This window comes from Bacillus sp. FSL R5-0593 (assembly GCF_038603755.1).
GTDB lineage: Bacteria > Bacillota > Bacilli > Bacillales > Bacillaceae > Bacillus > Bacillus velezensis.
Genome location: NZ_CP152011.1, coordinates 498,448 through 523,270 on the forward strand (window position 1 = coordinate 498,448; position 24,823 = coordinate 523,270).

Genomic DNA, 24,823 nt, shown 5'->3' on the forward strand with positions numbered 1-24,823 from the left:
AAAAACTTATGAAGGACCAGTGCAATTCATCTCAAGAACAGCCAGAGAGCGGTCACAACAGCGATCATAAAGTAATCTCCCTCATTCAGTGTAGTTCCATTTTTGACAAACACAAGTGCCGTCCGGTTTGTCTTTGTCCCTTTCGGGGTTTTAAGCGCAATGTTCTTCCCTATATTGTAATAAACAATTTTAAACAAATGATACGCCAGCGAACAGAGTAAAAAGAGCAACATGAACTTGCCAATAAACAATATCATGTTTCATTACTCCCTATTGCAGTTTTTTCGTATGAATATATGACGGAAAAGTCAGGATGTTATATAAAAGAAGAAGTATTTTAAAGAGGCTGGTGTTATTCATTAATGAATGGCTCACCGTAACATCTCTAGATCCGGAATCATTTCAAAACGAAAGAGAAGCCCGAGGATTATTAAAAAACAGTCCCTAATTTGTCCGCTTATTTTTGAACATTTGATCCAAGATGAACATAAAGAGGGTGAATAAGAAGGACACCGTAATCATATCTATCAGAAATATATTAGAGGTTCTTTTTATTAATAGCAGCCATACCACCTGCAAAACTAAAGAAATAGAAAAATAGGATATATATGTCATGATTCTCATATTTGTTACCCCCTTAGCCTAATTTCTCTTTTGTGATCTTATCCAAATTAGTGAAAAGGATATCCAATCCCGAAAATAAGAAAGTGATGAACAATGAAAGAAGAATTTCTCCACCTTGAAATATAGATATGTTCTCAATGATATGATTGGAAACGTATTGGATTGAGAAGTAAACAGCAGCCCATGCAAAAATGAATTCAAGGATATAGGCTGACCAAGCAGGCAATGTCAAAACATGAGTCATTCCTTTTACAATTGCTGTAAGGATAAGCATATAAACTAAAGCTAAAATACTGACGACGACAGAAAATATGTATAAGTCTGAAAGTGAACCATAGATGATATATTCTCCGAAAAAATGATTTACAGTTATAGCTGCAAAATACATAACTAGGCTGGGTACAGTTATAGCGAAGAACAGGGAGAATCCAATAAGTAAGATGAATGCTGCATGAGCTAAGCGGTTGGGCGGTGTATCCACGATCTCTTTTTTTAATAGAATCATAAAAATAAGAGATGAAATCACAAGGCAGCATAAGAAAGTGAGCAAAACAGTAAAAAAGACAGTCATTTTGACATCTCCAATGAAAAAGTGCTATTAGAGTGAATCTAACAGCACTTTGCATTACTTTATACGTATTTTCCTGATGATCATTTATGAATGATTTTAAAATGCTTTCATTGCTAAAGTTGTCAAATGAGCGAGGTTTTTAGCCTGGCTGTCAGAAAGTCCGGACTTTTTAAGTGAAAGATAAAGATTCTTTTCCACGTCAGTCCAGCTTAAGGCGACATACTCGTTCAGCATTTTCTTTAAAACCGGTTCTATGTGTTCATTGAAAACGGATTCGAGTTCATTTCTTATTTTCTTTCCTGCTAATTTTTCAACAAGATTGAATAATTTTGTTTTATTTTTCAGCACTTCTCTGATTACATCTTTGACTGGTTTTGACACAGACGCATCGCTTTGTGCTTTAAGTCCGTAGGAAAATTGCGTATCAGTCTGATAAAAAAATGATTTGGTCGTTCCAGTGGCATTGGCAGTATTATTATGATTTTCTTTAGCTAAGGATGCGGGGACAAAAGCAGTAGTTACAAGGGCTAAAGATGCGGCAAACAGAATGCCTTTAGCTGCGTGTCTAATGGGAAATCCTCCTTTAGAAATGTAGTGTAGAGAGAAATGAAAGACTATGTATTTAGGCGGGACCGATATGATCCGCTTTGAACATTTTCCCCTCTCAGATACCATTCTATCAATAGGTATTTTTGGGGTAAATAGGATTTTAATACAGTATTTTTCTTATAATTCAAAATCTTCTTTAGCAGGATTCATTTTGGCTGCAGTTTCGACGAGATGGGACATGGGCTGGAGCCTATATAACACATGTACAGGCTGATTGAGGCGGAATCACATTATCGGAGCGGTTTTATAATTTAGGGTTAATGAATAAAAATAAACAGGCGGCATGCCTGTTTATTTTCGTTTGCGTGAAAGAGCGAAGAAAAACGGGAAGGCGGAGCCGGCCAATAACGTACCGAATAAAAACATGCCCCCGATGAACACATGATAGTTCACCCCGCCGATCCAAAGCCCCGTGATTAAGGAAACGATGCTTAATGCGATCATGAAAAAGCCGGGAATCAGACGTTTCTTACCCGTTGTCCGATAAGCGATAAGAGAACAGAAGATGCCGATGACAATCGGCACAATCCACAGATAAAAAAGGATAAATACTGACATAAGCAAAACTCCGATTTTTCTTCTATCATACCAAAAACGCCCGGAAAAAGATACGAACGGCACCCGGCGTCAAAAGAAAAACCGGCCGCAATGGCCGGTTTTTTCTAACGGAATGAATCGTAGATCACAAACAGATTAAGCGCGATCACCAAAACCGCAATCAGCCAGGCGAGAGCCGTCACCCATTTTCGGTTCGTCAGGGCGCCCATCAGGCGTTTGTTGCTTGTAAACATAATCAGCGGCACGAGCGCAAAGGAGATGCCGAATGAAAGAACGACCTGGCTCCATACGAGCGCTTCTGTGGCGTTGACCCCCGAGATAATGATGATCATCGGCGGAATGATGGTAATGAAACGCCGCAAATAAAGCGGGATACGGTAACGGATGAAGCCCTGCATGATAATATCGCCTGACAATGTGCCGACAGAAGAGCTTGAAAGTCCTGCGGCCAGCAGCCCGATCCCGAAGAGAATGGCTGAAGCCGGTCCGATATAGTGGCCGAATTGCTGATAAGCCACGTCTAAATCCTCTACATACAGCCCGTTCTTGAAGAAAAGCGCAGCAGCGACGATGAGCATGCTTGCGTTAATCGCCCCGGCGATCACCATCGCGATGAGAATGTCAATCGTCTCGAATCTAAAAATCTTTTTCCGCTCACTATCCGTTTTTCCGACGACACGGCGCTGTGTCAGTGCGGAATGTAAGTAAATGGCATGCGGCATCACGGTTGCGCCGAGTATCCCGGTTGCCAAGAGCACACTGTCCATTCCGTCAATTTTCGGGATAAACAGCCCCTCGAGAACGGAGGCGGCGTCAGGTTTGGCAAAGAAGGTTTGCAGAGCGAAGGCGATCACCACGACGAACAGAAGTCCGGCGATGCCCGCTTCCAGCGCCCGGTAACCCCGGCGCTGCAGCTCTAAAATCGCGAATGATCCGATCGCCGCGATAATGGCCGCTTCAACCATCGGTATGCCGAACAGCAGGTTGAGTCCGAGCGCCGCCCCGATAAATTCTGCCAGATCAGTTGCCATAATCACCAGTTCACCCTGTATCCACAGCCCGGCTGATACCCATTTCGGATACCGGTCTCTGGCGATTTCCGGAAGGTTTTTACCCGTGGCAATGCCGAGCTTCGCGGAAAGAACTTGGATTAAAAAAGCCATCAAGTTTGAAAAGAGGATGACCCACAGCAGCATATACCCAAATTTCGAACCAGCTGAGATATTCGTAGCGAAGTTTCCCGGATCAATGTAGGCAATCGCCGCGATAAAGGCTGGGCCTAAGAAAGGCAGAAGCCGCTTGAATCCCTTGCTTTTGCCGTCAAGTGCATCCTGCACGGCTTTTGCTTGCAGTGATTGTGCTGAGATGTCTTTGCTCATTATGTCTCACCTAAATTCCGATAGATTTTTAGCTAAATAACAAAAAGTTTCCTAGATGCAAATTATTTTATCTACATCATAAATCCGCTATTATAAGATGTCAAGTTCTTTATGTTCAATAAACCGGCACATTGATGCCCTGTTTTATCTATGATATGTATCCCGCCGAAGAAAGGTCCGAAAATGAAAACGGCATCGTTCCGGGAAAGAAGCGATGCCGTTCGCAAAGCGTGTTTCCGCGTCCGATCATGCGCGGATGCGTGGAGCGTTCTTTTAAAAAGGTGAAAAGAGGACACTTGCCCATATCACTTCACAACTTTCTGTCCGCCCAGCTGATTTGAGAAAAAGACGCTGTATTTCCTCCGTTTTCCCGGGTAAATAGAATAATAATGTTTCTTTCCATTGGAAGATAAAACCTTTCTGTACCATTCAAATGACCTCCGGAAAAACTCCGGCCGCTCTGAATAAACGTTTGAATCAACGATATATCAGTGATTCCAGTCCAATAAACCGCTGTTATCTATCAAAAAAAAGAATCGGCATGGTCACTTGCGAAGAAAAGAAGTTGGAGCATTAGACTTATTTCAGTCTCCCGGGCGAAAAAGTATAATAACGTCAGGAAAGCTTTCCGGCCATATGATAAAAGAGGGGGAATTTTCTTGGTACGTCGTTTGTCGATCATTTCTTTAGCCATGATTTTTGCTGTTTCTTTATTCGCTTTTGGCGGCTCTGCATCAGCAGCAGCTTTCAAACCTAAAGCTGAACCGGACGTTTCCATTTTAGCCAGCGGGGGCACAGTCGGTATTTACGGTGCTAATATGCGCTCATGCTCTAAGGTCAGCTGTTCAACGATCACAACATTCTCAAGCGGTAAAAAAATTACAGGTTCTTGGGTAACCGGAGAATATGTTCAAGGCCACTACACCAATTCTAATAAATGGCTGAAAGTCACGTATGCAGGAGCGACAGGCTACGTTTCAGTCACCACACTATCTTATTATTACGGTTTATAATCAGAAAAACCTCGTTCTCTTGAGAGCGGGGTTTTTCCTTTATTCCGATTCAATTTCCGCGTTTCGTTTCATCATCGTGTTTCATCAGCTGATCGATTTCTTCCTTAGAAGCGTTTTTTTTCCACTCTTTCGCCTGACTTGTCGCAATGGGAATGGCCCGTCCTTCTTCATAACCCTCATCTACCATCGCATTCGCGATTTCGATCGCTTTTTTCTTCACAGGTTCCTCGAGATTCTTCAATGATTGCGGATAATCCTTCATAGACCAAGGCATGTCTATCACTCCTTTATGAAAAGTGTTTCCCGCCTGAAGAAAAAGAAAACCGCCTTATCAAAAAGAATGACAGCTAGTTTTACGAGAGACCAGCAATTTCCGAATAAAATATAAAGGATAAAGAAGCAAGTACAGATTGAATGCCCACCACATAAAATCAAAATCACCGATAAATACCCAAAAGGCAATCGCTTGCAGGCCTGAACAAAAGGTCAGCACAAGTGATATTAATGCGAAAGAGCGCCATAACGCATGTTTCCGTTTATAAAGAAACAAGCTGTACAGCCCGGTTATCGAAATGAAAATATCTAAGGGAAAGAATGACCAGTTCCAGGCCATGATCATGGCGTTATCATAATCTTTAAACACCATGTTTTTTGGAATCCACTCAAAAAAAGTAACAATCCAATAAACGATAAATCCAATATCTGTAATGAGGAAGAGAACCTTTAACCCTTTCATCATCTGTTTCTGTCCGTATGAACGCTGCTGCCGTTTAATGACGTTTCACTTTCAGAAATAAAGTTTAAGGAAACAACACCGATGATGATCAAAAGAACAGAGACAGCTTTTATGACAGAGAACTGTTCATGAAAGAAAAAAATTCCGATCATTGAAATCAGCACGATCCCCATTCCCGACCAGACCGCATACGCGATGGAGACACTTATATATTTCAAAGTCAAAGTAAGAAAACAAAGGCTGCCGATATAAAACAATAATAATAAAATACTTGGGACAAGTTTTGTAAATCCATTTGATAATTTCATGCTGACCGTACCCAATACTTCAAAAATGATCGCTAAACTTAAATAAATCCATTGCATTCAACATTCTCCTTCAATCGTATTATTCAAAATTATACAATATACAGAATTTGAAGAAAATTAAACAATGGAATGTTTTCCGGATAAAAAATTCGGCCGGGTGTAAAAAGAAAACGCCATAAAGGTATACTATGAACAAAGAAATCAGAAAGGACGTGCAGGACGGGTGACAGAAGAGCGGACAGACCTGGAAAGACAACTGAGAGACATTCAAAAATGGGAAAAGGCGCAGCAGAGGGTGATGTTCTGGCAAACATTCACCCGCTTGCCGTTTCAGCTTTTGGACAAGCTGACACCGCAATTTATTCAGAGGAAAATCGGACTCATTCTCGATGAAACGGGAACGTTTATTCAGTCAGGCGGACAGTACCTGACATCAGAAAAGCGCATCACGAAAAAGTTTCAAAAACGGCTGCCGCACGGTACATGTCAAACGCTTCACGACATCCGCATTGCGCCGCTTGCCGTCATGGACGAAATCGCAGAAGCCATAGCGCGTACAAGCGTAAAGGCCGCGACGGTGCAGGGAGCCGCAACGGGAGTCGGCGGCGTATTCACGCTGGCGGCAGACATCCCGGCGATGCTCGGCCTGTCCTTAAAGACGCTGCAGGATATCGCGGTTGCTTACGGCTTTGATCCGAAAGACAAAAAAGAACGCGTGTTTATCGTCAAATTGCTCCAGCTTGCATCCAGTGACGTCATCGGAAAAAAAGCGATCCTGCAAGATTTACGGCAATATGATCAAAACGACCGCGCCTATCAGCGCGTCGCCTCGCAAATCCAAGGCTGGCGGGAAGTCGTTTACAGCTATCGCGATACGTTCGCCGCGAAAAAACTGCTGCAAATGGTTCCGGCCGCAGGCATCATCTTCGGCGCGTCCGCCAACCGTTCAGCTTTAGAAAGCATCGCGGAAACAGGCATCATGCTCTATAAAAAACGCCGGATTCTAAAACGCATGAAGGATACAGAATGATAAAAAACCACCCGAAAACACATTCAATGTGTTTTCTTTGTTTAGCAGTTCTGAAATCGGGAAACCAACAACCAACACCAATTAAAGGAGGAATTCAAAAATGGCACAAGATAATAACAAAATGAGCAGAGAAGAAGCAGGTCAAAAAGGCGGAGAAGCCACAAGCAATAACCATGACAAAGAATTCTATCAGGAAATTGGTCAAAAAGGCGGAGAAGCCACAAGCAAAAATCACGACAAAGAATTCTATCAGGAGATCGGTGAAAAAGGCGGAGAAGCCACAAGCAAAAATCATGACAAAGAATTCTATCAGGAAATCGGTGAAAAAGGCGGAGAAGCCACAAGCAATAACCATGACAAGGAATTCTATCAAGAAATCGGCCAAAAAGGCGGAGAAGCCACAAGTAAAAATCATGACAAAGATTTTTATAAGGAAATCGGCCAAAAAGGCGGAAACAGACGAAGCAGCTAATAAAAGCATAAAAGGCAGACAACCTGCAGATCAAAAGCGATCCGGCGCATCAGCTGGATCGCTTTTTATTTTGGGAAAATCTTAATCTGAGCCGCCGTTGCGATACAATAAGATGAAAAAGGGGTTTTTCACTCGTGTCTGACATGCTGAATTTGCTCGCTATCGCCAATAAAGTTAAAGAAAAACACGACAATTTTTCAATCGCGGAGATCAATGACCACTGTGTGCGCCTCGCAGTGTTTACGGGAGAATATGACTGGCACCATCACCCTGACTCATGAATGGTTCATCGTTCTGGAAGGGGAGCTGCTGATCGATTTTAAGGACAAAGAAACCGCAGTGCTCAAGGCAAATGACAGCCTGCTCATCCCGAAAGGCACGATTCACCGCACCCGCTCTTACGTCAGAACCGTGAATCTGTGTGTTGAGCATACGCGTGCAAAAACAGTCATCACAGAGGAACGTCATGCTGATCAAAAAGATTGTATGTGAAACAGACGCTGCAAACGCTGAAGCATTTGCGCAAGCACAGTCAAGGCGGGGAGCATTATCATGTGTAAATGGCTTCGTCAAACAGGCCGGCGGGTGGCGGAAAAACGCAGACGGCCTGTTCATCGCAGAGATCATCAGCGTTTGGGAGAACAGACAGGCCTATGATGATTTTATGGAGAACGAACATGGCCGCATATACGAAGAAAACGAGCAGAAGGCTGCGATTCTTTCAATAGAAGTGATGCTGTATGAAGAGGATGAACCTGTCATTCACGAGCTGTTACATCACCCTGACATCCGATACGAACCGGACTGGACGGTTCTGAAGGCATAATGAAAGCCCAAAACAGTTTGTTTTGGGCTTGTGTCTTTACTCGCGTCCGGGAAGCGTGTTGTGGACATACGGCGGGACAGGATCCAGCTTAGCTATTTCGCCGTGCGCTTTCGGTTCCTTTTCGTATTCGAATGGTTCTCCGTCCGGCGCTGTTTCCTTCAGCCAATTTTGTTCAGCGCTTTCTCCGCCATCTGAGAAATGAATAAGCTTATGGGAGAATGACTGTTTTTCCAGCGCCTTCGGGAATGTGGAAGGAACGATCGGACCTTCCTGTTCTTCTAATTCTTTAATGGCCGCAAGCCATTGGTTTTGATGCATGGTATCGCGGGCCAATAAAAAGCTGAGCATATCTTTCACGCCTTTATCATCGGTCATTTCATACAGGCGTGCGACTTGAAGTCTTCCTTGTGATTCGGCGTTCAGATTGGCGCGGAAGTCTGCCAGAAGGTTTCCGCTTGCGACGATATAGCCTGCGCTCCACGGAACGCCCGTGCTGCTCTCCGGCATTGCGCCGAGTCCTGAGACAATTGCATGATGCGGATTCATCCCGCCTAAAATGGACCCGATGACCGGATCATCAGCCGCTTTTTCCTGCTCTGCCAGCGGGGCGTCTTCTAACAGTCTCGCAATCATCGTCGCGATCATTTCGACATGGCCGATTTCTTCCGTCGCGGTATCCATCAGAAGATCCTTATATTTTTCATTGCCCCGTGTATTCCATCCTTGGAACAAATATTGCATGGCGACGGATATTTCCCCGTATTGTCCCCCTAAAATTTCCTGCATCTTTTTTGCGAACAGCGGGTCAGGACGATCCGGTTTAGCCGGATGCTGCAGTTTTTTCGTATGTGTAAACATGTCTCCATCTCCTTTTTTTGCTCTGTCCCTATTTACTTCCCCGGCGGGAAAAGGGATGAAACGGAGATGGGCGTATTGGTCCTGCTAAGGCTCGCGGCGCAAGGATAACAAATCCTGCACAAGCCCGCGGCCGATTACCTGTTCATATTGTCCGTAAATCGGGTCGAGGCGTTTCATCCATGTGTTCTTTTCCGCTTTGCTCAGCACATGAATATGAATGGATGAATTCTTCTTTATCTCTTCAAGCTGGTCTTTATTCATTTTCTCAGCGGAGGCTTCGTTCCATTCCGTCGTTTCTCTCATCGCCTCCGTTAAGATGGTTCTCGTTTTTTCTGTCTGCGAATTCCAGAAATGCTCGTCGGTCATCACGGCATAACCGAGGTACCCGTGATTGCTGATTGTCAAATAATCTTGAACATTATAAAATTTTTTAGAATAGATATTTGAAATCGTATTTTCTTCTCCGTCTACGAGATTGCTTTCCAATAGCTGAAACGTGGAATTAAAGGAATCCTGCCGCGGGCGCGCGCCGAGCAGACGGTACTGGTCTTCGATCACGCTGCTCGGCATGATCCTGAGCGCCTGTCCTTTCAAATCGTCCGGAGTGAAGATCGGTCCTTTATTTGACGTAAGCTGCTTAAACCCGTTCGTCCAGTACGCCAGACCTTTCAAATGATGCTTTTCTAAAGAAGCGAACAGGCGTGTGCCGATTTTGCCGTTGAGGCCTTCTTGCACGGCTTTATAGTTTGTAAACGCGTACGGCAGATCCAAAACACCCCATTCGGGAGACAGTGATCCGAGCTTTGAGGTGGAGGGAGCGATGAATTGCACGTCCCCGTTTTGGAGGGCGTTTATTTCTTCATTATCTGAATAGAGGCTCCCGTTTGGAAACACCTCTACTTTAATGGTGCCGCCGGATTTTTGATAGACAAGTTCGGCAAACTTATTCGCCGCCCGCCCTTTTGGCGTGTTTTCAGCAACGACATGGCTGAATTTGAAAACGATTTGATCTTTCAGGCCTTCCTGTTCGTCATCATAATACGGTTCTTCCGTTGAGAAACGATCATGAAAGCCGATGAATAAAGCGGTTCCGATACCGAGTACCATCAGGCTGAGACAAGTCAGCAAGCTTTTCATCGAAAACCCCCTCCGCCATTTTCTATAACAAGCATAATCGGGCGGGCCGTTTTCGTAAAGAGACGGAAAGGAAGAGGCCAATGACGAAAAAAAAGCTCACCATCCGCTGGAAAATCACCATACTTTCGTATATCGTCGTGCTTTTTACCTTTTTGATCGTCGGCATCGTGCTGATCGGAAATATTCAGCATACAGAGGAGCGCGAGCTGAAAAAACGGCTGATGAATACCGCGCGGACGGTATCTGAGATGACCGATGTCAAACGCGCCCTGGAGCAGAAAAAACAAAGGGAAGACGTGCGCCATGCGGTCGAAGAAATAAGGATCATCAATGAAGCGGATTACATCGTCGTCATGGATATGGATCATATCCGCTATTCACATCCCGTCAGCACAATGATCGGAAAGCGTTCAAGGGGTGAGGACGAAGCCGCGGCGTTCGCCGAGCACATTTATTTTTCCGAAGCAAAGGGAGAGATCGGCACCGCCGTCCGCGCTTTTTATCCCATCAAAGACCGGAATTTGAATCAGATCGGCGTCGTTCTGGCCGGTAAAACGCTGCCCGGATTCGGTGAAATTCTTCTTCAGCTGAAACATGAAATACTGTTTATCGTTCTGCTGGCGCTCGGGTTCGGACTGGCCGGCTCCTTTTTGCTGGCCCGCCACATCAAAAAACAAATGTTTTGGCTGGAGCCCCATGAGATCGTGAGAATGTATGAGGAACGGACCGCTACGTTTCATTCAATGAATGAGGGCGTCATCGCGATCGATAATCAGCATCACATCACTATTTTTAATGAAAAAGCGAAGCAGATATTCAATGTCAGACAAGAGACAGACGGCAGGCTGATCTGGGACGTGTTAAAAGATTCGCGCCTCCCTGAAATCGTCGAGCGGAACCGAGCCGTATATAATGAAGAAATCCAAGTCAGCGGAAAGGTGATCATGAGCAGCAGAATTCCGATCGTCATGAAAAAGAAGGTTATCGGAGCCGTCGCCATTTTTCAGGACAGGACGGAAGCGGCGAAAATGGCGGAAGAACTGACAGGTGTGAAAAATTTTGTCGATGCGCTCAGAGTTCAAAATCATGAACATATGAACAAGCTTCACACCATCGCGGGACTGATTCAGCTCGGAAAATCAGAAAAAGCGCTCCAGCTTGCTTTTAAGGAATCATCAGAACAAGAAAGCGTCACCGATTTTCTTCATCAGGCCATTCAGAATGACGCTGCGGCGGGACTGCTGTTAAGCAAAATCAAAAGAGGAAAAGAGCTTGGCATTTCTGTGAAAATTGATGAAAACAGCAGTTTCTCGGCATTTCCGGAGCATGTCGACCAGCATGACATCGTTGTCCTGCTCGGCAATTTAATTGAAAATGCGTTCGGCGCATTCGAAACAGCGGACACGGAGGACAAACATATTGACATCAGTATCGAGCAAAATGATGAAGTGCTTGCTATATTAATAGAAGACAACGGAAGCGGGATTTCCGATCAGCACATCCCGCACCTTTATGACAAAGGGTTTACCGTCAATAAAACGGGAGGAACGGGATACGGCTTGTACCTCGTCAAACAAATCGTCGACAAAGGGATGGGCATTATTGAAGTCGACACACGGCAGGGACAGGGAACGGCATTTTCTATTTTATTTCCGATGAAGGGGGAGGAATCATTCGATGGACATCAAGGTGCTGCTTATTGAAGATGATCCGATGGTGCAGGAGGTGAATAAAGAATTTATCACCGGTGTTTCGGGGTTCAGCGTCATCGCCACAGCAGCTGACGGAGACGAGGGAATCAGGCTTATAAAAGATCTGAGGCCCGGGCTCGTGGTATTAGACGTATACATGCCGAAAAAAGACGGAATTAAAACACTCCAGGAAATCAGAAAACAAAAGCTCGAAGTGGACGTCATCATCGTCTCGGCCGCAAAAGACAAAGAAACAATCCAGCTTATGCTGCAAAACGGTGCGGCCGACTATATTTTGAAGCCGTTTAAGCTGGAGCGGATGAGACAGGCGCTCGAAAACTATAAACAATATAAACGGAAAATTGAAGAGCATGACACCATGTCGCAAGAGCAGCTTGACATGCTGCTTAAAATTCCGCAAAATCCGTCCCGGGATCTGCCGAAGGGGTTAAATCATTTTACGATGAATGAAATTTTGACCTATATGAAACAGCAGACGGAGCCGCTTTCAGCTGAAGAAGCCGCCAAAGCGCTCGGAATCGCCAGGGTGACAGCGCGGCGTTATCTTGATTTTCTTGAAAAAGACGGCCAGATTAAGCTCGACATTCAATACGGGGGAGTGGGCCGGCCGGTTAACCGCTACAAATTCGTCCGCTAGCCGAGACCAAAAAGACCAAAATGTCCGTTATGATCATAAGCTTCCCCTCTTTGTTTGAAAACGCTATCATTTTTGTATAGACGCAGCGAGAGGCAAGGGGGAGTAGGGATGAAAATTTTCAAAAATCTTACGGTGCAGGTCATCACGGCGGTGATCATCGGCGTCATTGTCGGACTCGTATGGCCTGAGGCCGGGAAGCAGATGAAGCCGCTCGGCGATACATTTATCAATGCGGTAAAAATGATTATCGCACCGATCATATTCCTGACGATCGTGCTTGGCATCGCCAAGATGGGAGACATGAAAAAAGTCGGCAAAGTCGGGGGAAAAGCATTTATTTATTTTGAAGTCGTGACCACCATCGCCCTTATTATCGGACTTCTGGTCGTCAATATCATGAAACCCGGTGAGGGGCTTGATTACAGCAAGCTTGAAAAAGGGGATGTCTCTCAGTACACGCAAAACGGGGGACAGGGGATTGACTGGATTGAATTTATCACTCACATCGTTCCGTCAAATATGGTTGACGCTTTCGCAAAAGGCGACATTCTTCAGGTCTTATTCTTTTCTGTATTATTCGGTGTCGGCCTGGCGGCGCTCGGTGAAAGAGGCAAAAGCATTATTGATTTCTTTGATAAACTGTCGCATGTTTTTTTCAAAATCATCGGCTACATCATGCGCGCGGCGCCGATCGGCGCATTCGGGGCCATGGCCTATACGATCGGACACTTCGGCCTTGATTCCATCAAGCCGCTGGCGAGTCTGATGCTGTCTGTATACGTTACGATGTTCCTGTTTGTATTTGTCGCTTTGAATATCATTTGCAAACTATTCGGTTTCAGCTTGTGGAACTATCTCCGTTTTATTAAAGATGAACTGCTCATCGTTCTCGGCACAAGCTCTTCTGAGTCCGTCCTTCCGCGGATGATGGATAAAATGGAGCGCTACGGCTGTTCCAAATCGGTTGTCGGCCTTGTCATTCCGACGGGATATTCTTTTAACCTGGACGGCACCTCGATTTATCTGTCCATGGCGACGGTTTTTCTGGCGCAGGTGTTCGGCGTTGACCTTACCATCGGCCAGCAGGTTACGATCATTCTCGTGCTGATGCTGACATCAAAAGGCGCGGCGGGCGTAACCGGAAGCGGATTTATCGTGCTCGCCTCCACTTTATCGGCGCTTCAGGTTATTCCGCTGGAGGGGCTGGCGCTGCTCCTCGGCGTCGACCGCTTTATGAGTGAAGGAAGGGCGATCGTCAACCTGATCGGAAACGGAATCGCCACCATCATCGTAGCCAAGAGCGAAAATGAGTTTGACGAAGTGAAAAGCACACAGGCCGTTAAAGAAATGAAAACGGCGGTATAAAAGGAAAGGAACGGCATGCATCGGGCATGCCGTTCTTTTTTTCGGCCGCCATGAGTAAAAAAGATAAATTTGTTTAAATTTATTAGGAGGTGGACAAAGACCTTAGCGTCATTTTGTTATATAATTTACAATTAGAGAGTGAAAGATGAAATCTAAGGGCTTTTTGTCCTAGCAGGAGTGTATAAATGGCGGCTATTTTTAAATTTTTTCAGCATCCGGGTGTCAGACGTTTTTCCGTTTTTCTTGTTTTGACTGGGGTGTTAGTTGTATTCCGAAGTATGATTAATTTGATTTTGCTTACGTTTATTTTTACTTTTCTGATGGATCGGCTGGAGACTGTCATCCGGCACGTGTTGAACCATTTTTTCCGGATCAGCCAGAGGGTGGTCATCACCGTTTTATATATTGCGCTGGCTGTCGGGGCGACTGTCGGTGGCTTTGTCTTTTACCCGATTGTTGCCAAGCAGATTGAACAGCTGATTAAGCAGATCAAGCACATCGCGTATCATCCCGATGTCATTCCGTTTTATGATGAGATATCGAGCGTGTTCGGCGATATCAATATCGGTTCCTATGTAAAAGAAGGCTTTAATGTACTGTATACATACTTGGCCGATATCAGCACTTTCGGTTTGCAGGTCGTGATGTCACTGATTCTCAGCATGTTTTTCCTGTTCGAGAAAAAGCGGCTCACGGAGTTTATGAAAAAATTTCAGCACAGCAAGCTGTCTGTTTTTTACTACGAACTTGCTTATTTCGGCAGCAAGTTTGCGAGAACATTCGGCAAAGTGCTTGAAGCCCAATTTATTATCGCGCTGGTGAACTGTATCCTCACCTTGATCGCATTGGCGATTCTGCATTTTCCGCAGCTGTTCGGCCTGTCCATCATGGTCTTTTTCCTCGGGCTCATTCCCGTTGCGGGTGTGGTGATTTCGCTCATTCCGCTCAGCATCATCGCGTATACGACGGGCGGCGCAGCGTATGTCATCTACATCGTGCTGGTCATTTTCGTCATCCATGCGATTGAGACGTACTTCCTTAATCCGAAACTGATGTCAGCGAAAACGGAACTGCCGATCTTTTTTACCTTTACAGTTCTGATTTTCTCGGAACATTTCTTCGGCATTTGGGGCTTGATTATCGGAATTCCGATTTTTGTGTTCCTGCTCGATATTCTGGATGTCGTCAATAATGAAGAGAAGGAAAAAAACGGACCGGTCCCGGATAAGACATAACGTCGGCTCCGGCTCTTCACGAATATATGACTAATGTTATAATGCAGACAGTGCCTATGTACGGGCACTGTTTATTTTTTGTGAAAAAGGAGGAAGGCTGTATGACTGAGCCGATTTTACATATTGAAGGCCTTGACAAAACAATAGGCAAAAAGCACATTTTAAAAAACATCAGCATGGATGTCAGGCAGGGCGAGATCATCGGTTTGCTCGGTCCGAACGGGTCGGGAAAAACCACACTTATCCGAATCATCGTCGGTCTTTTAAAGAAAAACAGCGGCACGATTACAATTAACGGCTTTCAGCACGATGCTGATTTCGAAAAAGCGCTTGAATCCGTCGGAGCGATCGTGGAAAATCCTGAATTCTACCCGTACCTGACGGGGTGGGAAAATCTAAAGCACTTTGCCAACATGCACAAAAACATCAAAGAGGACAGGCTTCAGGAAGTCATCGAGCGGGTCGGGCTCACCAATGCCGTTCATGACAAAGTTAAAACGTATTCCCTTGGCATGCGTCAGCGTCTCGGGATTGCGCAGGCCATTCTTCACCGTCCGAATCTGCTCATTTTAGATGAACCGACAAACGGGCTTGATCCCGGCGGAATGAAGGATTTCCGCGATCACTTAAAGGAACTCGCGGAGCTTGAAGGGACGAGCATCCTTTTTGCGACGCATTTATTGCGTGAAGTGGAGGACCTTTGCGACCGTGTCATCATCATTCAAAAAGGTGAGATCAAAACAGAGGTTGTTCTGCGCGGCGCTGAGGAAAAAGAAGAAAAAGCCGTCCTCGACATTCAGCCGGCTGACGAAGCATTCGAATGGCTGTCCCAACAGCAATTTGCTCCGGAGAAAAACGGCGGGGACATTACCGTCACCGTAGCGAAGAAAGACATCCCGGCATTAAACCGTGCGCTCGTCGGACAAGACTTTCTCGTGTATTCCATCATGCCGTATGCGGAATCGCTGGAGGATGAATTCATGAAAGTGACGACGGCGCTTCAAGAGGAGGGGGAGACGAATGTTTAAATTGACAGCGAATGAGCATATGAAACTCTTTAACCGAAAAGTCTCATTAGTGGCGCTGATTCTGATGGCCGTTCTCCAATTTATTATGGCGCTTGTCATTAAACGGCTTGTCATCAGTTCCGGAACGGATGAGAATTTCATCGGCTATATGGCGTACGCGCCCGGGCTGAATATTCTGCTTGAGGCATTAACGATCGTGATCGCGGCAACAATCATTTCCGCTGAATTTGATAAGAAAACGATCAAATTTTTGTTAATCCGCCCGGTAAAGCGGGAGCGGATTTTTGTATCTAAACTCATTACCGTATTTTTGGTCAGCTTGTACCTGTATGCGGCGTACTATATTCTGTCTCTGCTGTTCGGTATGGCTTTCTTCGGCGTGTCGGTGACATCTGAATCAGGGACGCTTCTTATGAACACCCTGAAAGTAATCGGCACGAACTGGGTCGAGGCGTTTGCGATGGCATGCTTTGGCTTGTTGTGTTCTTCTGTATTCCGAAACAGCGCAACGGCCGTCATTTTGTCATTTATCGTGCTGTACGGCGCAAAATCACTCGTGACGATTATGTCGCTCTTCCAAAACAAATGGGGAAGTTTTCTGCTGTTCGCAAATACTGACCTGACGCAATATATGAGCGGGGCGAAACCGCTGTTTGCGGGAATGACGCCGTTATTTTCCGCAGGCATTATCATTATCCATATCGTATTCTTCTTAGCCGTCGCTTGGTGGAGCTTTTGCAAACGCGATGTTCGGGTATAAAGTAAAGGAATGACATTTTTGTGAAAAAGATCACGATAAATCAATAATTTATGCTATTTTGATTTATAATAAAGGTAATGACGGAGGTGCTCACTTGAGAAATTTTATTACCGCATTACCGATTGTGTTATTGCTTGGTTTTTCCTTTGTGTCATTCATGTTCCAATTCGAACATCTTGTTTATTTCAGGCTTGCGCTGGGTTTGTTTTCTACAGTGGGGCTGTTTCTCTTATATAAAATGAAGTCGGGATTCCGTTATTTCATCATCTACCTGTATGCAAGCTGGATCGTGCTTGCGGCAGTTACCGCGTTTGAAGAGCCGATTTTTTCAAGCTTTTTCTTTGGCGGGCTTGTGATGACGATGGGTTATCTCACATATATGCTGATTTATCTCGGGCTTAAGCAGGACCGCGGCCCGGAAGCAGTCTGAACGCGCTATTCCATGGAATAGCGTGTTTTTTTGTACAGCCTCACAGTTGCGAAACGAGACTTGAATCTCTATAATACTTATTAACTTTATCGGAATTATAATGGGGGGATTCCAGTGTCTTTATGGATACAGAATGAACGGCAGAGGGAATGGATGGAAAAAATCGGCCTGCTTGCAGACGAATTTCAAAAAACAGCCGCGCTTGATGATGAGGCGGGCCGTTTTCCCGCGGAGAAAATTCAAAGACTGCGCGACGCGGGATATACGGCGTTAACGGTACCTGAGGTATTCGGCGGTGCAGGCATTTCCGTTTATGATATGGTGCTGTTTCAGGAACGGCTGGCGCGAGGAGACGCGGCCGTTGCTCTCGGAATCGGCTGGCATTTATCCGTCATGGGTGAGCTCGGAGAAGGAAACAGCTGGGATGAAGATGTCTTTTCATTTATCACAGAAGAGGTGAAAAAGGGAGCTGTCCTGAACAGGGCAGCGACGGAACGGCAGACCGGCAGTCCGACGAGGGGAGGAAGACCCGGCACCTCCGCTGTCAAAAAAGACGGAAAATGGGTGCTGAACGGCCGAAAAACCTTTACAACCCTTTCGCTGACTTTGGATTATATGCTTGTGACGGCATGGATTGAAGAAAAACAAACGACCGGTGTTTTTCTCATTCATAAAGATCAGGCAGGCGTTTCAGTCGAGGAAACATGGGATATGATTGCCATGAAGGCGACCGGAAGCCATGATCTCCTTTTAGATCATGTCACGGTCAGTGACGAGCGGCTTGTGGAGCTTATCAGCGGGCCGAGAGCGGCGAAAGTGAATGGCTGGCTGCTTCACATTCCCGCTGCTTATCTGGGCATCGCTCAAGCGGCAAGGGACTATGCCGTCCGGTTTGCATCCGAATATTCGCCGAACAGCCTGAACGGACCGATTAAAGACGTGCCGGCCGTTGGGCAGCGTGTCGGGGAAATGGAGCTTGAATTGTTAAAAGCGAGACAGTTTCTCTTCACGGCGGCGCAAATGTATGATGACCCGAAACGCCGCCCTTTCATCAAAAGCGAGCTCGGCATCGCAAAACATATTGTGACAAATGCCGTCCTTTCTGTTGTTGATAAAGCAATGAGAATCACCGGCGCAAAAAGCCTGGAGCGAAACAATCCGCTTCAGCGGTATTATCGGGATGCCCGGGCCGGCCTTCACAATCCGCCGATGGACGATGCGGTCATCGGCAAATTAGCGGCGGAAGCCTTTGAGCAATAAAAAAAAGAGCCTGAAAAAGGCTCTTTTTATGTATGGCTGTTGTGCCGGAGCAGTTTTTGATGCTTGCGGTCAATTCTGTCATAGATCACATTCATCAGCTTTTGATTATTCATAATGGCCGCCTTGTTTTCTTTTATCAGCTGTTCGTATGTTTTTATTTTACGTTTCGCCATGAGCCCGCACCTTCCTTACATATTTGTATTCGCTTTCTAATTCTCCGAGCGATAATTCATATAAATGCCGTTCCGACTTTTTGTATATTCCGTTATTGATCAGCAAATGGATCAGATGTTTTTTTCGTCCTTCAACTGATGATCTGAGCTGAGGAGAAGACCTCATGATTACCCTCCTAATCAAATGATATTGAGAATCATTATCAGTTAATGAAAGTATACAATGGGCATATTCATATGTAAAGGGAAAATACCGCCAATTTTTCGACAAAAAGTTTCCCGGGGAATAATGCTGTCGAATATTGCATTCGCTCAGATCAAAGCTGCTATTTTTCCGCTTTTCCATCCATACTATGAATGAGAATGGAGGAGTCCTTACATGAATGATCAAACGGCAAACTTAAAACGGGGTGAGAAAGGCGCGATTCTTAATATCGGCGCGTACCTCATCCTTGCCGCCGTCAAACTGGTGATCGGTCTTATTTATCATTCCGAAGCGCTCAGAGCGGACGGGTTAAATAATGCCACGGATATTGTCGCATCACTGGCTGTGCTGATCGGGCTCCGGATTTCCCAGCGCCCCGCGGACAGTGATCATGCCTACGGACATTATCGGGCTGAAACAATTTCTTCATTAATTGCGTCTTTTATTATGATGGCGGTCGGTATTGAAGTGCTGATCGGAGGGGCAAAGGCGATTGTCAGCGGAACGGAGGCCGAGCCGAGCTTCATTGCGGCATGGACGGCGCTCGGAAGCGCGATTGTAATGTACGGCATGTATGTATATAACAGCCGTCTTGCAGATCGGGTTAAAAGTGCTGCGCTTCATGCGGCGGCGAAAGACAGCCGTTCTGACGCCTATGTCAGTATTGGGGCGTTTATAGGCGTCTTAACGGCCCGGCTTCATCTGCCGTGGATTGATCCGGTCATTGCTTTTCTGATCGGAATCATCATCTGTAAGACGGCATGGGACATCTTCAAAGATGCTTCCCACTCATTGACGGACGGGTTTGATCTGAAAGATTTGGAGCCGTATAAACACACGGTGAAAGAAATAAAAGAGGTCAGCAGGCTGAAGGATGTGAAAGCAAGGTATTTAGGGAGCACGGTTCATGTGGAAATGGTCATTACGGTAGATCCGGGACTGTCTGTGAAAGAAGGCCATGAAGTAGCCGATGAAGTCGAGTATGCAATAAAACATGAACATGATGTGACTCATGTCCATGTTCATGTAGAGCCTGAAGTCATAAACAAAGATCGTGAAACGAATTAAATATGCTGTGATAAAAACTCTGTGACTTCTTCGGGCGTTTTCGCGTTTGCGCTGTGAAGATGCGCTTTCTTTTCGCCGTTTTTAAAGATCAGAAGGCTCGGTATGCCCATTACCTGATATTTGTCGGCAAGCTCAGGGAGCTCGTCTCTGTTCAGTTCATACCAATCATTTTGATTATATTCTTCCAAAATATCGCCGATGAACATATTCATGCGCGTGCAGTCAGGGCACCAGTCAGCGAAAAATTTCACGATGATTTCCTTGTCGGATTGAATAAGTTCATTAAATTGTTCTGTTGTACTGATTTTTTTCATATGACACATCTCCTTTTCCATGCCATTTTAATATAAAATAAAAAGGAATTACATACAAATGCTTTCATATTCAGAATGCCCAAAAATAATTAGATCATTTTCTGAGGAAAGTGATAAGATAGTAAAGATGAATTGTTGTGGGGGGAATATCCATTGAAAACAAGTCTAGGATTGGTGTACGGCGGAAAGTCAGCCGAACACAATGTATCGCTGCAGACAGCATTAGCTGTAACAAAAGCGCTTAATACTGAGAAGTTTGATATACATCCGATTTACATCACTGAAAAAGGAGAATGGCAAAGAGGCCCGCTGCTGACTGAGCCGGTTTCCAACGTGAAAATGCTTCAGCTGGAACAAAACGGTGAAAGTTTCGCTCTATCAGCATTGAACCGGGAAATGTTTCCTGAAGCGTCGCCTGACGAAAAGGCGCCGATCGATGTCGTATTTCCGCTTCTCCACGGACCGAACGGTGAAGACGGCACCATTCAGGGTCTGCTGGAATTGCTGAACGTTCCTTATGTCGGCAACGGGGTGCTTGCATCATCAGCCGGCATGGATAAAGTCATCATGAAGCATTTGTTCGCTCAAGCGGGGCTTCCGCAGGCGAAGTACGCCGCTTTCTTAAAAAAGGACTGGAAACAGACGCCGGACAGCTGCTTACAGCAGGTTGAAAAGGAGCTGGGATATCCGTGCTTCGTCAAACCGGCGAACCTCGGATCAAGCGTCGGAATCAGCAAATGCCGAAACCGTGAAGAGCTTGAAAAAGCCTTCGAACTGGCTTTTGAGTATGACCGGAAAATTGTGGTGGAAGAAGGAATCGCCGGCAGAGAAATCGAAATCGGCGTACTCGGAAATGACGAACCGAAATGCTCCGCCGTCGGTGAAATCGCTCCGAAGACCGACTTTTACGACTATAAAGCGAAATACGAAGATGGCGACACGGATTTAATGATTCCCGCGCAAGTGACGGATGAACAATACGCGGAAATCAGCGAGATGGCGATTAAAGCCTTTAAAGCGATTGACGGCTCAGGCCTTGTCCGCGCCGATTTCTTCCTGACCAATGACGGTCAAGTGCTCATTAACGAAGTGAACACAATGCCGGGCTTTACGCCATTCAGCATGTTCCCGCTGCTTTGGAAAGAAGCAGGCGTAGATTACAGTGATCTGATCGAACAGCTGGTTGAGCTGGCAAAAGAACGCCATGCCGAAAAACAGCTGATTAAACATACATTTTAATGAAGACGGACACTGCCTGAAGGGGCAGTGTCTTTTCCCGTAACAGACAACATTTTCAGAAAGCGAGGTGCCACCTTTGATAAAGCGAACTGTAAAACGAATCGCAGACATGGTCAAAGGCACACTGACAAATCCCGAATTTGAACAAACAATGATTGAGGGCGCCGCAACCGATACGCGGACTTTGGAAAAAAATCAGCTGTTCATTCCTTTAAAAGGCGAGCATTTTAACGGCCACACCTTTGTGCCGCAAGCATTCGAAAAAGGCGTTTCCGCGGTATTGTGGGACCGCTCTGAACCGAATCCGCCGGAAGGGCGTGCTGTCATCCTGGTCGATGACACGCTGGAGGCGCTGCAAACATTGGCAAAAGCTTATTTGAAAGAGCTCGGCACAAGGGTTATCGGGGTGACCGGGAGCAATGGAAAAACGACAACGAAAGACATGCTTCACGCCGTTCTCGGCACGCAGTACCGCGTTCACAAAACCGCCGGCAATTTCAACAATCATATCGGCCTGCCGCTGACTGTGCTTGCCATGCCTGAAGATACAGAAATCGCCGTTTTAGAAATGGGAATGAGCGCGAGGGGCGAAATTGATTTTCTGAGCCGTCTTGCTGAACCGGAAGCGGCCGTCATTACCAATATCGGCGAATCCCACATGCAGGATTTAGGCTCAAGAGAAGGAATTGCGGAGGCGAAACTTGAAATTATAAACGGACTTCGGGAAGACGGCGTTCTGTTTTATTTCGGGGATGAGCCGCTGCTCCGCCAAAAGACGTACACTTGCCGGACAACGACATACGGCGCAGGCGCGGACAATGATCTCCGCCTGAAAGAAATAAAACAAGCGGAAGAAGGCACGTACTTCAATATCGACGGGATCGACCGTTCTTTCTTTATTCCGGTTCTCGGCAGACATAATGTGATGAATGCCATGGCTGCATACGCCGCCGGCATCTATTTCGGCATTACGCCGGAAAATGCCGCTCTGGGACTGAGCCGCCTGAAGGTGACGGGGATGAGATTGGAACTGGTCAAAACGGACAACGGCATCTCGATCGTAAACGACGCGTATAATGCGAGCCCGACGTCAATGAAAGCGGCGGTCGAATTAATCGAAACGATGAAAGGCTATCGGAAGAAAATGCTCGTGCTCGGTGATATGCTTGAACTTGGTGATGAAGAAAAAGCATTCCACGAAGAATGCGGAGCTGCGGTCAATCCGGCGGAAATCGACCATGTATTTACTTACGGCACACTCGGCGCATTCATCGCTGACGGAGCGCGCCGGCATTTTGAAGAAGGGCGCGTCAGCCATTATCTTGACAAAAAAGAACTGCTTCACGCCATACAGAAAATGGCCGCTTCCGGCGATCTCCTTCTGTTTAAAGCATCGAGAGGTATGAAGCTCGAAGAAATCGTTAAAGATTTATTAGAGAAGAACTGAAAAAATACTGATCAGCATTATAAAAATATACAAAAATGAAGAAACTAATTCAGGGTGAAATAATTCTGTCCGTATGAAAAAGAAAGACCGCCGGCTGGGAAATCCCGTCCGGCGCGGGGTCCGGCCTCGTTCGCGGGAAGAATCCGGTCAGGCCGCTTCCGGCCGCCTGACCATCTCGCCTTATTGAAAAACACATAGTGTAATGGTAAGATTAAACGTAAAGTAATTCGGGCTTTGTATACGTATGATCCTGTCCTTTGGATGAAAGGGCGGTTTTTAGTGGTAAATCACGACATTACTGAAACAGCAATCAGAAGGAGTTTGAATAATTTGACTATAACGTTTCAAGATTTCCAATTAAGTTCTGATCTCATGAAATCAATCAATCGTATGGGATTTGAAGAAGCAACACCGATCCAGGCACAAACGATTCCGCTCGGACTTTTAAATAAAGATGTCATCGGACAAGCGCAAACAGGTACAGGTAAAACAGCTGCGTTCGGTATACCCCTTGTTGAAAAAATGAACCCCGAGTCTCCTAATATTCAAGCAATCGTAATCGCGCCAACCCGTGAATTAGCCATTCAAGTATCTGAAGAGTTATATAAAATCGGACAAGATAAGCGTGCGAAAGTACTGCCTATTTACGGCGGCCAGGATATCGGACGTCAGATCCGCGCATTGAAGAAAAACCCGCATATCATCGTAGGTACGCCGGGGCGTCTTCTTGACCATATCAACCGCCGCACGATCCGTTTAAACAACGTGAATACGGTTGTCATGGATGAGGCTGATGAAATGCTGAATATGGGATTCATTGATGACATTGAATCCATTCTCTCAAACGTGCCGAGCGACCACCAAACGCTCTTATTCTCAGCAACAATGCCTGCGCCGATCAAACGGATCGCAGAGCGTTTCATGACTGAGCCGGAACACGTAAAAGTAAAAGCGAAAGAAATGACTGTGTCCAACATTCAGCAGTTCTACTTGGAAGTGCAGGAGCGCAAAAAATTCGATACGCTGACTCGTCTTCTTGACATTCAGTCTCCGGAACTTGCGATCGTATTCGGACGTACGAAACGCCGTGTCGATGAGCTTGCTGAAGCCCTGAACCTTCGCGGATATGCGGCTGAAGGAATTCACGGCGACTTAACGCAGGCGAAACGTATGGTTGCGCTTCGTAAATTTAAAGAAGGTGCGATCGAAGTGCTTGTAGCGACTGACGTTGCCGCCCGCGGACTTGATATCTCAGGCGTTACCCACGTTTACAACTTTGACGTGCCTCAAGATCCTGAAAGCTACGTTCACCGTATCGGAAGAACGGGCCGTGCAGGAAAAACGGGTATGGCGATGACGTTTATCACACCGCGTGAGAAAAGCATGCTTCGCGCGATTGAACAAACGACAAAACGCAAAATGGACCGTATGAAAGAGCCGACGCTTGACGAAGCATTAGAAGGACAGCAGCAGGTGACGGTTGACCGTCTGCGCACGGCGATCAGCGAAAACAACCTGAACTTCTACATGACGGCAGCTGCGGAATTGTTAGAAGATCATGATGCAGTGACAGTTGTGGCTGCAGCCATTAAAATGGCGACAAAAGAGCCGGACAGCACGCCTGTACGCCTCACTGATGAAGCGCCGATGGTCAGCAAACGCTATAAAAACCAGCGTACTTCTAAGCGCAGAGACGGCCAAGGCGGCGGCTACCGCGGCGGCAAAGGGAAAACCAACAACCGTTCTTCCTACGATAAAAAACGCTCAAGCGACCGCCGTTCTTCAGGTGACAGACGCCAGAAAAAATCATACTAAAACACAGGAAGCGG

Annotated in this window: 29 protein-coding genes and 2 pseudogenes; 17 read left to right on the forward strand and 14 right to left on the reverse strand. The window is 46.0% G+C overall.

From position 1 onward, the window contains the following. Window positions 1–26: 26 nt before the first annotated feature. The 6 genes from NYE36_RS02345 to NYE36_RS02370 form a co-directional block, all read right to left on the reverse strand. Window positions 27–257: a hypothetical protein gene (locus tag NYE36_RS02345; protein ID WP_094032125.1), complete on the reverse strand. Its 231-nt coding sequence runs from the start codon at window positions 255–257 to the stop codon at window positions 27–29. A gap of 187 nt (window positions 258–444) precedes the next feature. After that, complete coding sequence (locus NYE36_RS02350; protein ID WP_020955348.1) at window positions 445–624, reverse strand: hypothetical protein; 180 nt, start codon at window positions 622–624, stop codon at window positions 445–447. A 13-nt stretch (window positions 625–637) separates the two neighbouring features. Beyond that, window positions 638–1,195 carry a hypothetical protein gene (locus NYE36_RS02355; protein ID WP_033575058.1) on the reverse strand — a complete coding sequence of 186 codons (558 nt, stop codon included), beginning with the start codon at window positions 1,193–1,195 and terminating at the stop codon, window positions 638–640. Window positions 1,196–1,291: 96 nt separating this feature from the next. Further along, a complete protein-coding gene (locus NYE36_RS02360; RefSeq protein WP_169510081.1) occupies window positions 1,292–1,870 on the reverse strand; it encodes a hypothetical protein in 579 nt (192 codons plus the stop codon). A gap of 225 nt (window positions 1,871–2,095) precedes the next feature. Next, on the reverse strand, window positions 2,096–2,362 hold the full coding sequence (locus NYE36_RS02365; protein ID WP_007609521.1) for a hypothetical protein: 267 nt from the start codon (window positions 2,360–2,362) through the stop codon (window positions 2,096–2,098). 104 nt (window positions 2,363–2,466) lie between these two features. Then, entirely contained in the window at window positions 2,467–3,744 is a 1,278-nt protein-coding gene (locus NYE36_RS02370; protein ID WP_088005335.1) for an Nramp family divalent metal transporter, read from the reverse strand. 656 nt (window positions 3,745–4,400) lie between these two features. Between NYE36_RS02370 and NYE36_RS02375 the strand changes: the two genes are divergently transcribed. Beyond that, complete coding sequence (locus NYE36_RS02375; protein WP_007410203.1) at window positions 4,401–4,754, forward strand: hypothetical protein; 354 nt, start codon at window positions 4,401–4,403, stop codon at window positions 4,752–4,754. Window positions 4,755–4,812: 58 nt separating this feature from the next. Here NYE36_RS02375 and NYE36_RS02380 read toward each other — a convergent pair. The 3 genes and pseudogenes from NYE36_RS02380 to NYE36_RS02390 form a co-directional block, all read right to left on the reverse strand. Continuing rightward, window positions 4,813–5,028: pseudogene (locus NYE36_RS02380) on the reverse strand (DUF2188 domain-containing protein); the annotation flags it as partial. A gap of 57 nt (window positions 5,029–5,085) precedes the next feature. Continuing rightward, window positions 5,086–5,493 (reverse strand): DUF5360 family protein, encoded by a 408-nt coding sequence (locus NYE36_RS02385; protein ID WP_080130819.1) that lies wholly within the window; start codon window positions 5,491–5,493, stop codon window positions 5,086–5,088. After that, window positions 5,490–5,855 carry a multidrug efflux SMR transporter gene (locus tag NYE36_RS02390; protein ID WP_094032123.1) on the reverse strand — a complete coding sequence of 122 codons (366 nt, stop codon included), beginning with the start codon at window positions 5,853–5,855 and terminating at the stop codon, window positions 5,490–5,492. Before NYE36_RS02390 ends, NYE36_RS02385 begins: the two co-directional genes overlap by 4 nt. A 166-nt stretch (window positions 5,856–6,021) precedes the next feature. Between NYE36_RS02390 and NYE36_RS02395 the strand changes: the two genes are divergently transcribed. The 4 genes and pseudogenes from NYE36_RS02395 (at window position 6,022) to NYE36_RS02410 (ending at window position 8,126) form a co-directional block, all read left to right on the forward strand. Next, window positions 6,022–6,828 (forward strand): EcsC family protein, encoded by an 807-nt coding sequence (locus NYE36_RS02395; RefSeq protein WP_265451279.1) that lies wholly within the window; start codon window positions 6,022–6,024, stop codon window positions 6,826–6,828. 100 nt (window positions 6,829–6,928) lie between these two features. Further along, complete coding sequence (gene gsiB, locus NYE36_RS02400) at window positions 6,929–7,300, forward strand: glucose starvation-inducible protein GsiB (protein ID WP_015416859.1); 372 nt, start codon at window positions 6,929–6,931, stop codon at window positions 7,298–7,300. 134 nt (window positions 7,301–7,434) lie between these two features. Next, window positions 7,435–7,792 (forward strand): annotated as a pseudogene (locus NYE36_RS02405) (cupin domain-containing protein). Continuing rightward, window positions 7,767–8,126, forward strand: coding sequence for a DUF4937 domain-containing protein (locus NYE36_RS02410; RefSeq protein WP_241457907.1), 360 nt, complete (start codon window positions 7,767–7,769; stop codon window positions 8,124–8,126). The pseudogene NYE36_RS02405 and the gene NYE36_RS02410 overlap by 26 nt, the downstream one beginning before the upstream one ends. A 36-nt stretch (window positions 8,127–8,162) precedes the next feature. On the opposite strand, the gene NYE36_RS02415 is transcribed toward NYE36_RS02410, so the two are convergent. Both NYE36_RS02415 and NYE36_RS02420 read right to left on the reverse strand, forming a co-directional pair. After that, entirely contained in the window at window positions 8,163–8,984 is an 822-nt protein-coding gene (locus NYE36_RS02415; protein ID WP_012116856.1) for a manganese catalase family protein, read from the reverse strand. An 84-nt stretch (window positions 8,985–9,068) separates the two neighbouring features. After that, on the reverse strand, window positions 9,069–10,121 hold the full coding sequence (locus tag NYE36_RS02420) for a TRAP transporter substrate-binding protein (RefSeq protein ID WP_039252664.1): 1,053 nt from the start codon (window positions 10,119–10,121) through the stop codon (window positions 9,069–9,071). A gap of 80 nt (window positions 10,122–10,201) precedes the next feature. Between NYE36_RS02420 and NYE36_RS02425 the strand changes: the two genes are divergently transcribed. The 8 genes from NYE36_RS02425 (at window position 10,202) to NYE36_RS02460 (ending at window position 18,548) form a co-directional block, all read left to right on the forward strand. After that, window positions 10,202–11,824, forward strand: coding sequence for a sensor histidine kinase (locus NYE36_RS02425; RefSeq protein WP_031378646.1), 1,623 nt, complete (start codon window positions 10,202–10,204; stop codon window positions 11,822–11,824). Continuing rightward, on the forward strand, window positions 11,799–12,470 hold the full coding sequence (locus NYE36_RS02430) for a response regulator (protein ID WP_003156219.1): 672 nt from the start codon (window positions 11,799–11,801) through the stop codon (window positions 12,468–12,470). Before NYE36_RS02425 ends, NYE36_RS02430 begins: the two co-directional genes overlap by 26 nt. Before the next feature lie 108 nt (window positions 12,471–12,578). Further along, complete coding sequence (dctP, locus tag NYE36_RS02435; protein ID WP_007410214.1) at window positions 12,579–13,835, forward strand: C4-dicarboxylate transporter DctP; 1,257 nt, start codon at window positions 12,579–12,581, stop codon at window positions 13,833–13,835. Between the two features lie 185 nt (window positions 13,836–14,020). Further along, window positions 14,021–15,070 carry an AI-2E family transporter gene (locus NYE36_RS02440; RefSeq protein WP_007410215.1) on the forward strand — a complete coding sequence of 350 codons (1,050 nt, stop codon included), beginning with the start codon at window positions 14,021–14,023 and terminating at the stop codon, window positions 15,068–15,070. Between the two features lie 101 nt (window positions 15,071–15,171). Further along, window positions 15,172–16,098 (forward strand): ABC transporter ATP-binding protein, encoded by a 927-nt coding sequence (locus NYE36_RS02445; protein ID WP_094032120.1) that lies wholly within the window; start codon window positions 15,172–15,174, stop codon window positions 16,096–16,098. Continuing rightward, complete coding sequence (locus NYE36_RS02450) at window positions 16,091–16,858, forward strand: ABC transporter permease (protein ID WP_007410217.1); 768 nt, start codon at window positions 16,091–16,093, stop codon at window positions 16,856–16,858. Before NYE36_RS02445 ends, NYE36_RS02450 begins: the two co-directional genes overlap by 8 nt. Before the next feature lie 94 nt (window positions 16,859–16,952). Then, on the forward strand, window positions 16,953–17,288 hold the full coding sequence (locus NYE36_RS02455; protein ID WP_007410218.1) for a hypothetical protein: 336 nt from the start codon (window positions 16,953–16,955) through the stop codon (window positions 17,286–17,288). Window positions 17,289–17,402: 114 nt separating this feature from the next. After that, on the forward strand, window positions 17,403–18,548 hold the full coding sequence (locus tag NYE36_RS02460) for an acyl-CoA dehydrogenase family protein (protein WP_241457909.1): 1,146 nt from the start codon (window positions 17,403–17,405) through the stop codon (window positions 18,546–18,548). Window positions 18,549–18,574: 26 nt separating this feature from the next. On the opposite strand, the gene fbpB is transcribed toward NYE36_RS02460, so the two are convergent. Then, on the reverse strand, window positions 18,575–18,721 hold the full coding sequence (fbpB, locus tag NYE36_RS02465) for a Fur-regulated basic protein FbpB (RefSeq protein WP_003156206.1): 147 nt from the start codon (window positions 18,719–18,721) through the stop codon (window positions 18,575–18,577). Then, the gene (locus tag NYE36_RS02470; RefSeq protein ID WP_003156203.1) at window positions 18,708–18,887 is read right to left on the reverse strand and encodes a Fur-regulated basic protein FbpA; all 180 of its coding nucleotides are present in this window, start codon (window positions 18,885–18,887) and stop codon (window positions 18,708–18,710) included. The genes fbpB and NYE36_RS02470 overlap by 14 nt, the downstream gene beginning before the upstream one ends. A 213-nt stretch (window positions 18,888–19,100) precedes the next feature. Between NYE36_RS02470 and NYE36_RS02475 the strand changes: the two genes are divergently transcribed. Next, entirely contained in the window at window positions 19,101–19,994 is an 894-nt protein-coding gene (locus NYE36_RS02475) for a cation diffusion facilitator family transporter (RefSeq protein WP_136396115.1), read from the forward strand. Here NYE36_RS02475 and NYE36_RS02480 read toward each other — a convergent pair. Then, window positions 19,991–20,308 (reverse strand): thioredoxin family protein, encoded by a 318-nt coding sequence (locus tag NYE36_RS02480; RefSeq protein ID WP_003156200.1) that lies wholly within the window; start codon window positions 20,306–20,308, stop codon window positions 19,991–19,993. The two genes, NYE36_RS02475 and NYE36_RS02480, sit on opposite strands and share 4 nt — an antisense overlap. A gap of 153 nt (window positions 20,309–20,461) precedes the next feature. Between NYE36_RS02480 and NYE36_RS02485 the strand changes: the two genes are divergently transcribed. The 3 genes from NYE36_RS02485 (at window position 20,462) to cshA (ending at window position 24,809) form a co-directional block, all read left to right on the forward strand. Beyond that, window positions 20,462–21,547 carry a D-alanine--D-alanine ligase gene (locus NYE36_RS02485; protein WP_023356724.1) on the forward strand — a complete coding sequence of 362 codons (1,086 nt, stop codon included), beginning with the start codon at window positions 20,462–20,464 and terminating at the stop codon, window positions 21,545–21,547. Window positions 21,548–21,623: 76 nt separating this feature from the next. Then, window positions 21,624–22,994, forward strand: a complete 1,371-nt coding sequence (murF, locus tag NYE36_RS02490; protein WP_060563115.1) for a UDP-N-acetylmuramoyl-tripeptide--D-alanyl-D-alanine ligase — start codon at window positions 21,624–21,626, stop codon at window positions 22,992–22,994. A gap of 330 nt (window positions 22,995–23,324) precedes the next feature. Beyond that, window positions 23,325–24,809: an ATP-dependent RNA helicase CshA gene (cshA, locus tag NYE36_RS02495; protein WP_015239193.1), complete on the forward strand. Its 1,485-nt coding sequence runs from the start codon at window positions 23,325–23,327 to the stop codon at window positions 24,807–24,809. Window positions 24,810–24,823 lie beyond the last annotated feature (14 nt).

What these genes read in the sequence shown, in the direction of transcription:
- NYE36_RS02345 (WP_094032125.1), bottom strand. Translation starts at nt 257, where the DNA reads ATGATATTGTTTATTGGCAAGTTCATGTTGCTCTTTTTACTCTGTTCG.
- NYE36_RS02350 (WP_020955348.1), bottom strand. Translation starts at nt 624, where the DNA reads ATGAGAATCATGACATATATATCCTATTTTTCTATTTCTTTAGTTTTG.
- NYE36_RS02355 (WP_033575058.1), bottom strand. Translation starts at nt 1,195, where the DNA reads ATGACTGTCTTTTTTACTGTTTTGCTCACTTTCTTATGCTGCCTTGTG.
- NYE36_RS02360 (WP_169510081.1), bottom strand. Translation starts at nt 1,870, where the DNA reads ATGGTATCTGAGAGGGGAAAATGTTCAAAGCGGATCATATCGGTCCCG.
- NYE36_RS02365 (WP_007609521.1), bottom strand. Translation starts at nt 2,362, where the DNA reads ATGTCAGTATTTATCCTTTTTTATCTGTGGATTGTGCCGATTGTCATC.
- NYE36_RS02385 (WP_080130819.1), bottom strand. Translation starts at nt 5,493, where the DNA reads ATGATGAAAGGGTTAAAGGTTCTCTTCCTCATTACAGATATTGGATTT.
- NYE36_RS02390 (WP_094032123.1), bottom strand. Translation starts at nt 5,855, where the DNA reads ATGCAATGGATTTATTTAAGTTTAGCGATCATTTTTGAAGTATTGGGT.
- gsiB (WP_015416859.1), top strand. Translation starts at nt 6,929, where the DNA reads ATGGCACAAGATAATAACAAAATGAGCAGAGAAGAAGCAGGTCAAAAA.
- NYE36_RS02410 (WP_241457907.1), top strand. Translation starts at nt 7,767, where the DNA reads ATGCTGATCAAAAAGATTGTATGTGAAACAGACGCTGCAAACGCTGAA.
- NYE36_RS02415 (WP_012116856.1), bottom strand. Translation starts at nt 8,984, where the DNA reads ATGTTTACACATACGAAAAAACTGCAGCATCCGGCTAAACCGGATCGT.
- NYE36_RS02420 (WP_039252664.1), bottom strand. Translation starts at nt 10,121, where the DNA reads ATGAAAAGCTTGCTGACTTGTCTCAGCCTGATGGTACTCGGTATCGGA.
- NYE36_RS02425 (WP_031378646.1), top strand. Translation starts at nt 10,202, where the DNA reads ATGACGAAAAAAAAGCTCACCATCCGCTGGAAAATCACCATACTTTCG.
- NYE36_RS02430 (WP_003156219.1), top strand. Translation starts at nt 11,799, where the DNA reads ATGGACATCAAGGTGCTGCTTATTGAAGATGATCCGATGGTGCAGGAG.
- dctP (WP_007410214.1), top strand. Translation starts at nt 12,579, where the DNA reads ATGAAAATTTTCAAAAATCTTACGGTGCAGGTCATCACGGCGGTGATC.
- NYE36_RS02440 (WP_007410215.1), top strand. Translation starts at nt 14,021, where the DNA reads ATGGCGGCTATTTTTAAATTTTTTCAGCATCCGGGTGTCAGACGTTTT.
- NYE36_RS02445 (WP_094032120.1), top strand. Translation starts at nt 15,172, where the DNA reads ATGACTGAGCCGATTTTACATATTGAAGGCCTTGACAAAACAATAGGC.
- NYE36_RS02450 (WP_007410217.1), top strand. Translation starts at nt 16,091, where the DNA reads ATGTTTAAATTGACAGCGAATGAGCATATGAAACTCTTTAACCGAAAA.
- fbpB (WP_003156206.1), bottom strand. Translation starts at nt 18,721, where the DNA reads ATGGCGAAACGTAAAATAAAAACATACGAACAGCTGATAAAAGAAAAC.
- NYE36_RS02470 (WP_003156203.1), bottom strand. Translation starts at nt 18,887, where the DNA reads ATGAGGTCTTCTCCTCAGCTCAGATCATCAGTTGAAGGACGAAAAAAA.
- NYE36_RS02475 (WP_136396115.1), top strand. Translation starts at nt 19,101, where the DNA reads ATGAATGATCAAACGGCAAACTTAAAACGGGGTGAGAAAGGCGCGATT.
- NYE36_RS02480 (WP_003156200.1), bottom strand. Translation starts at nt 20,308, where the DNA reads ATGAAAAAAATCAGTACAACAGAACAATTTAATGAACTTATTCAATCC.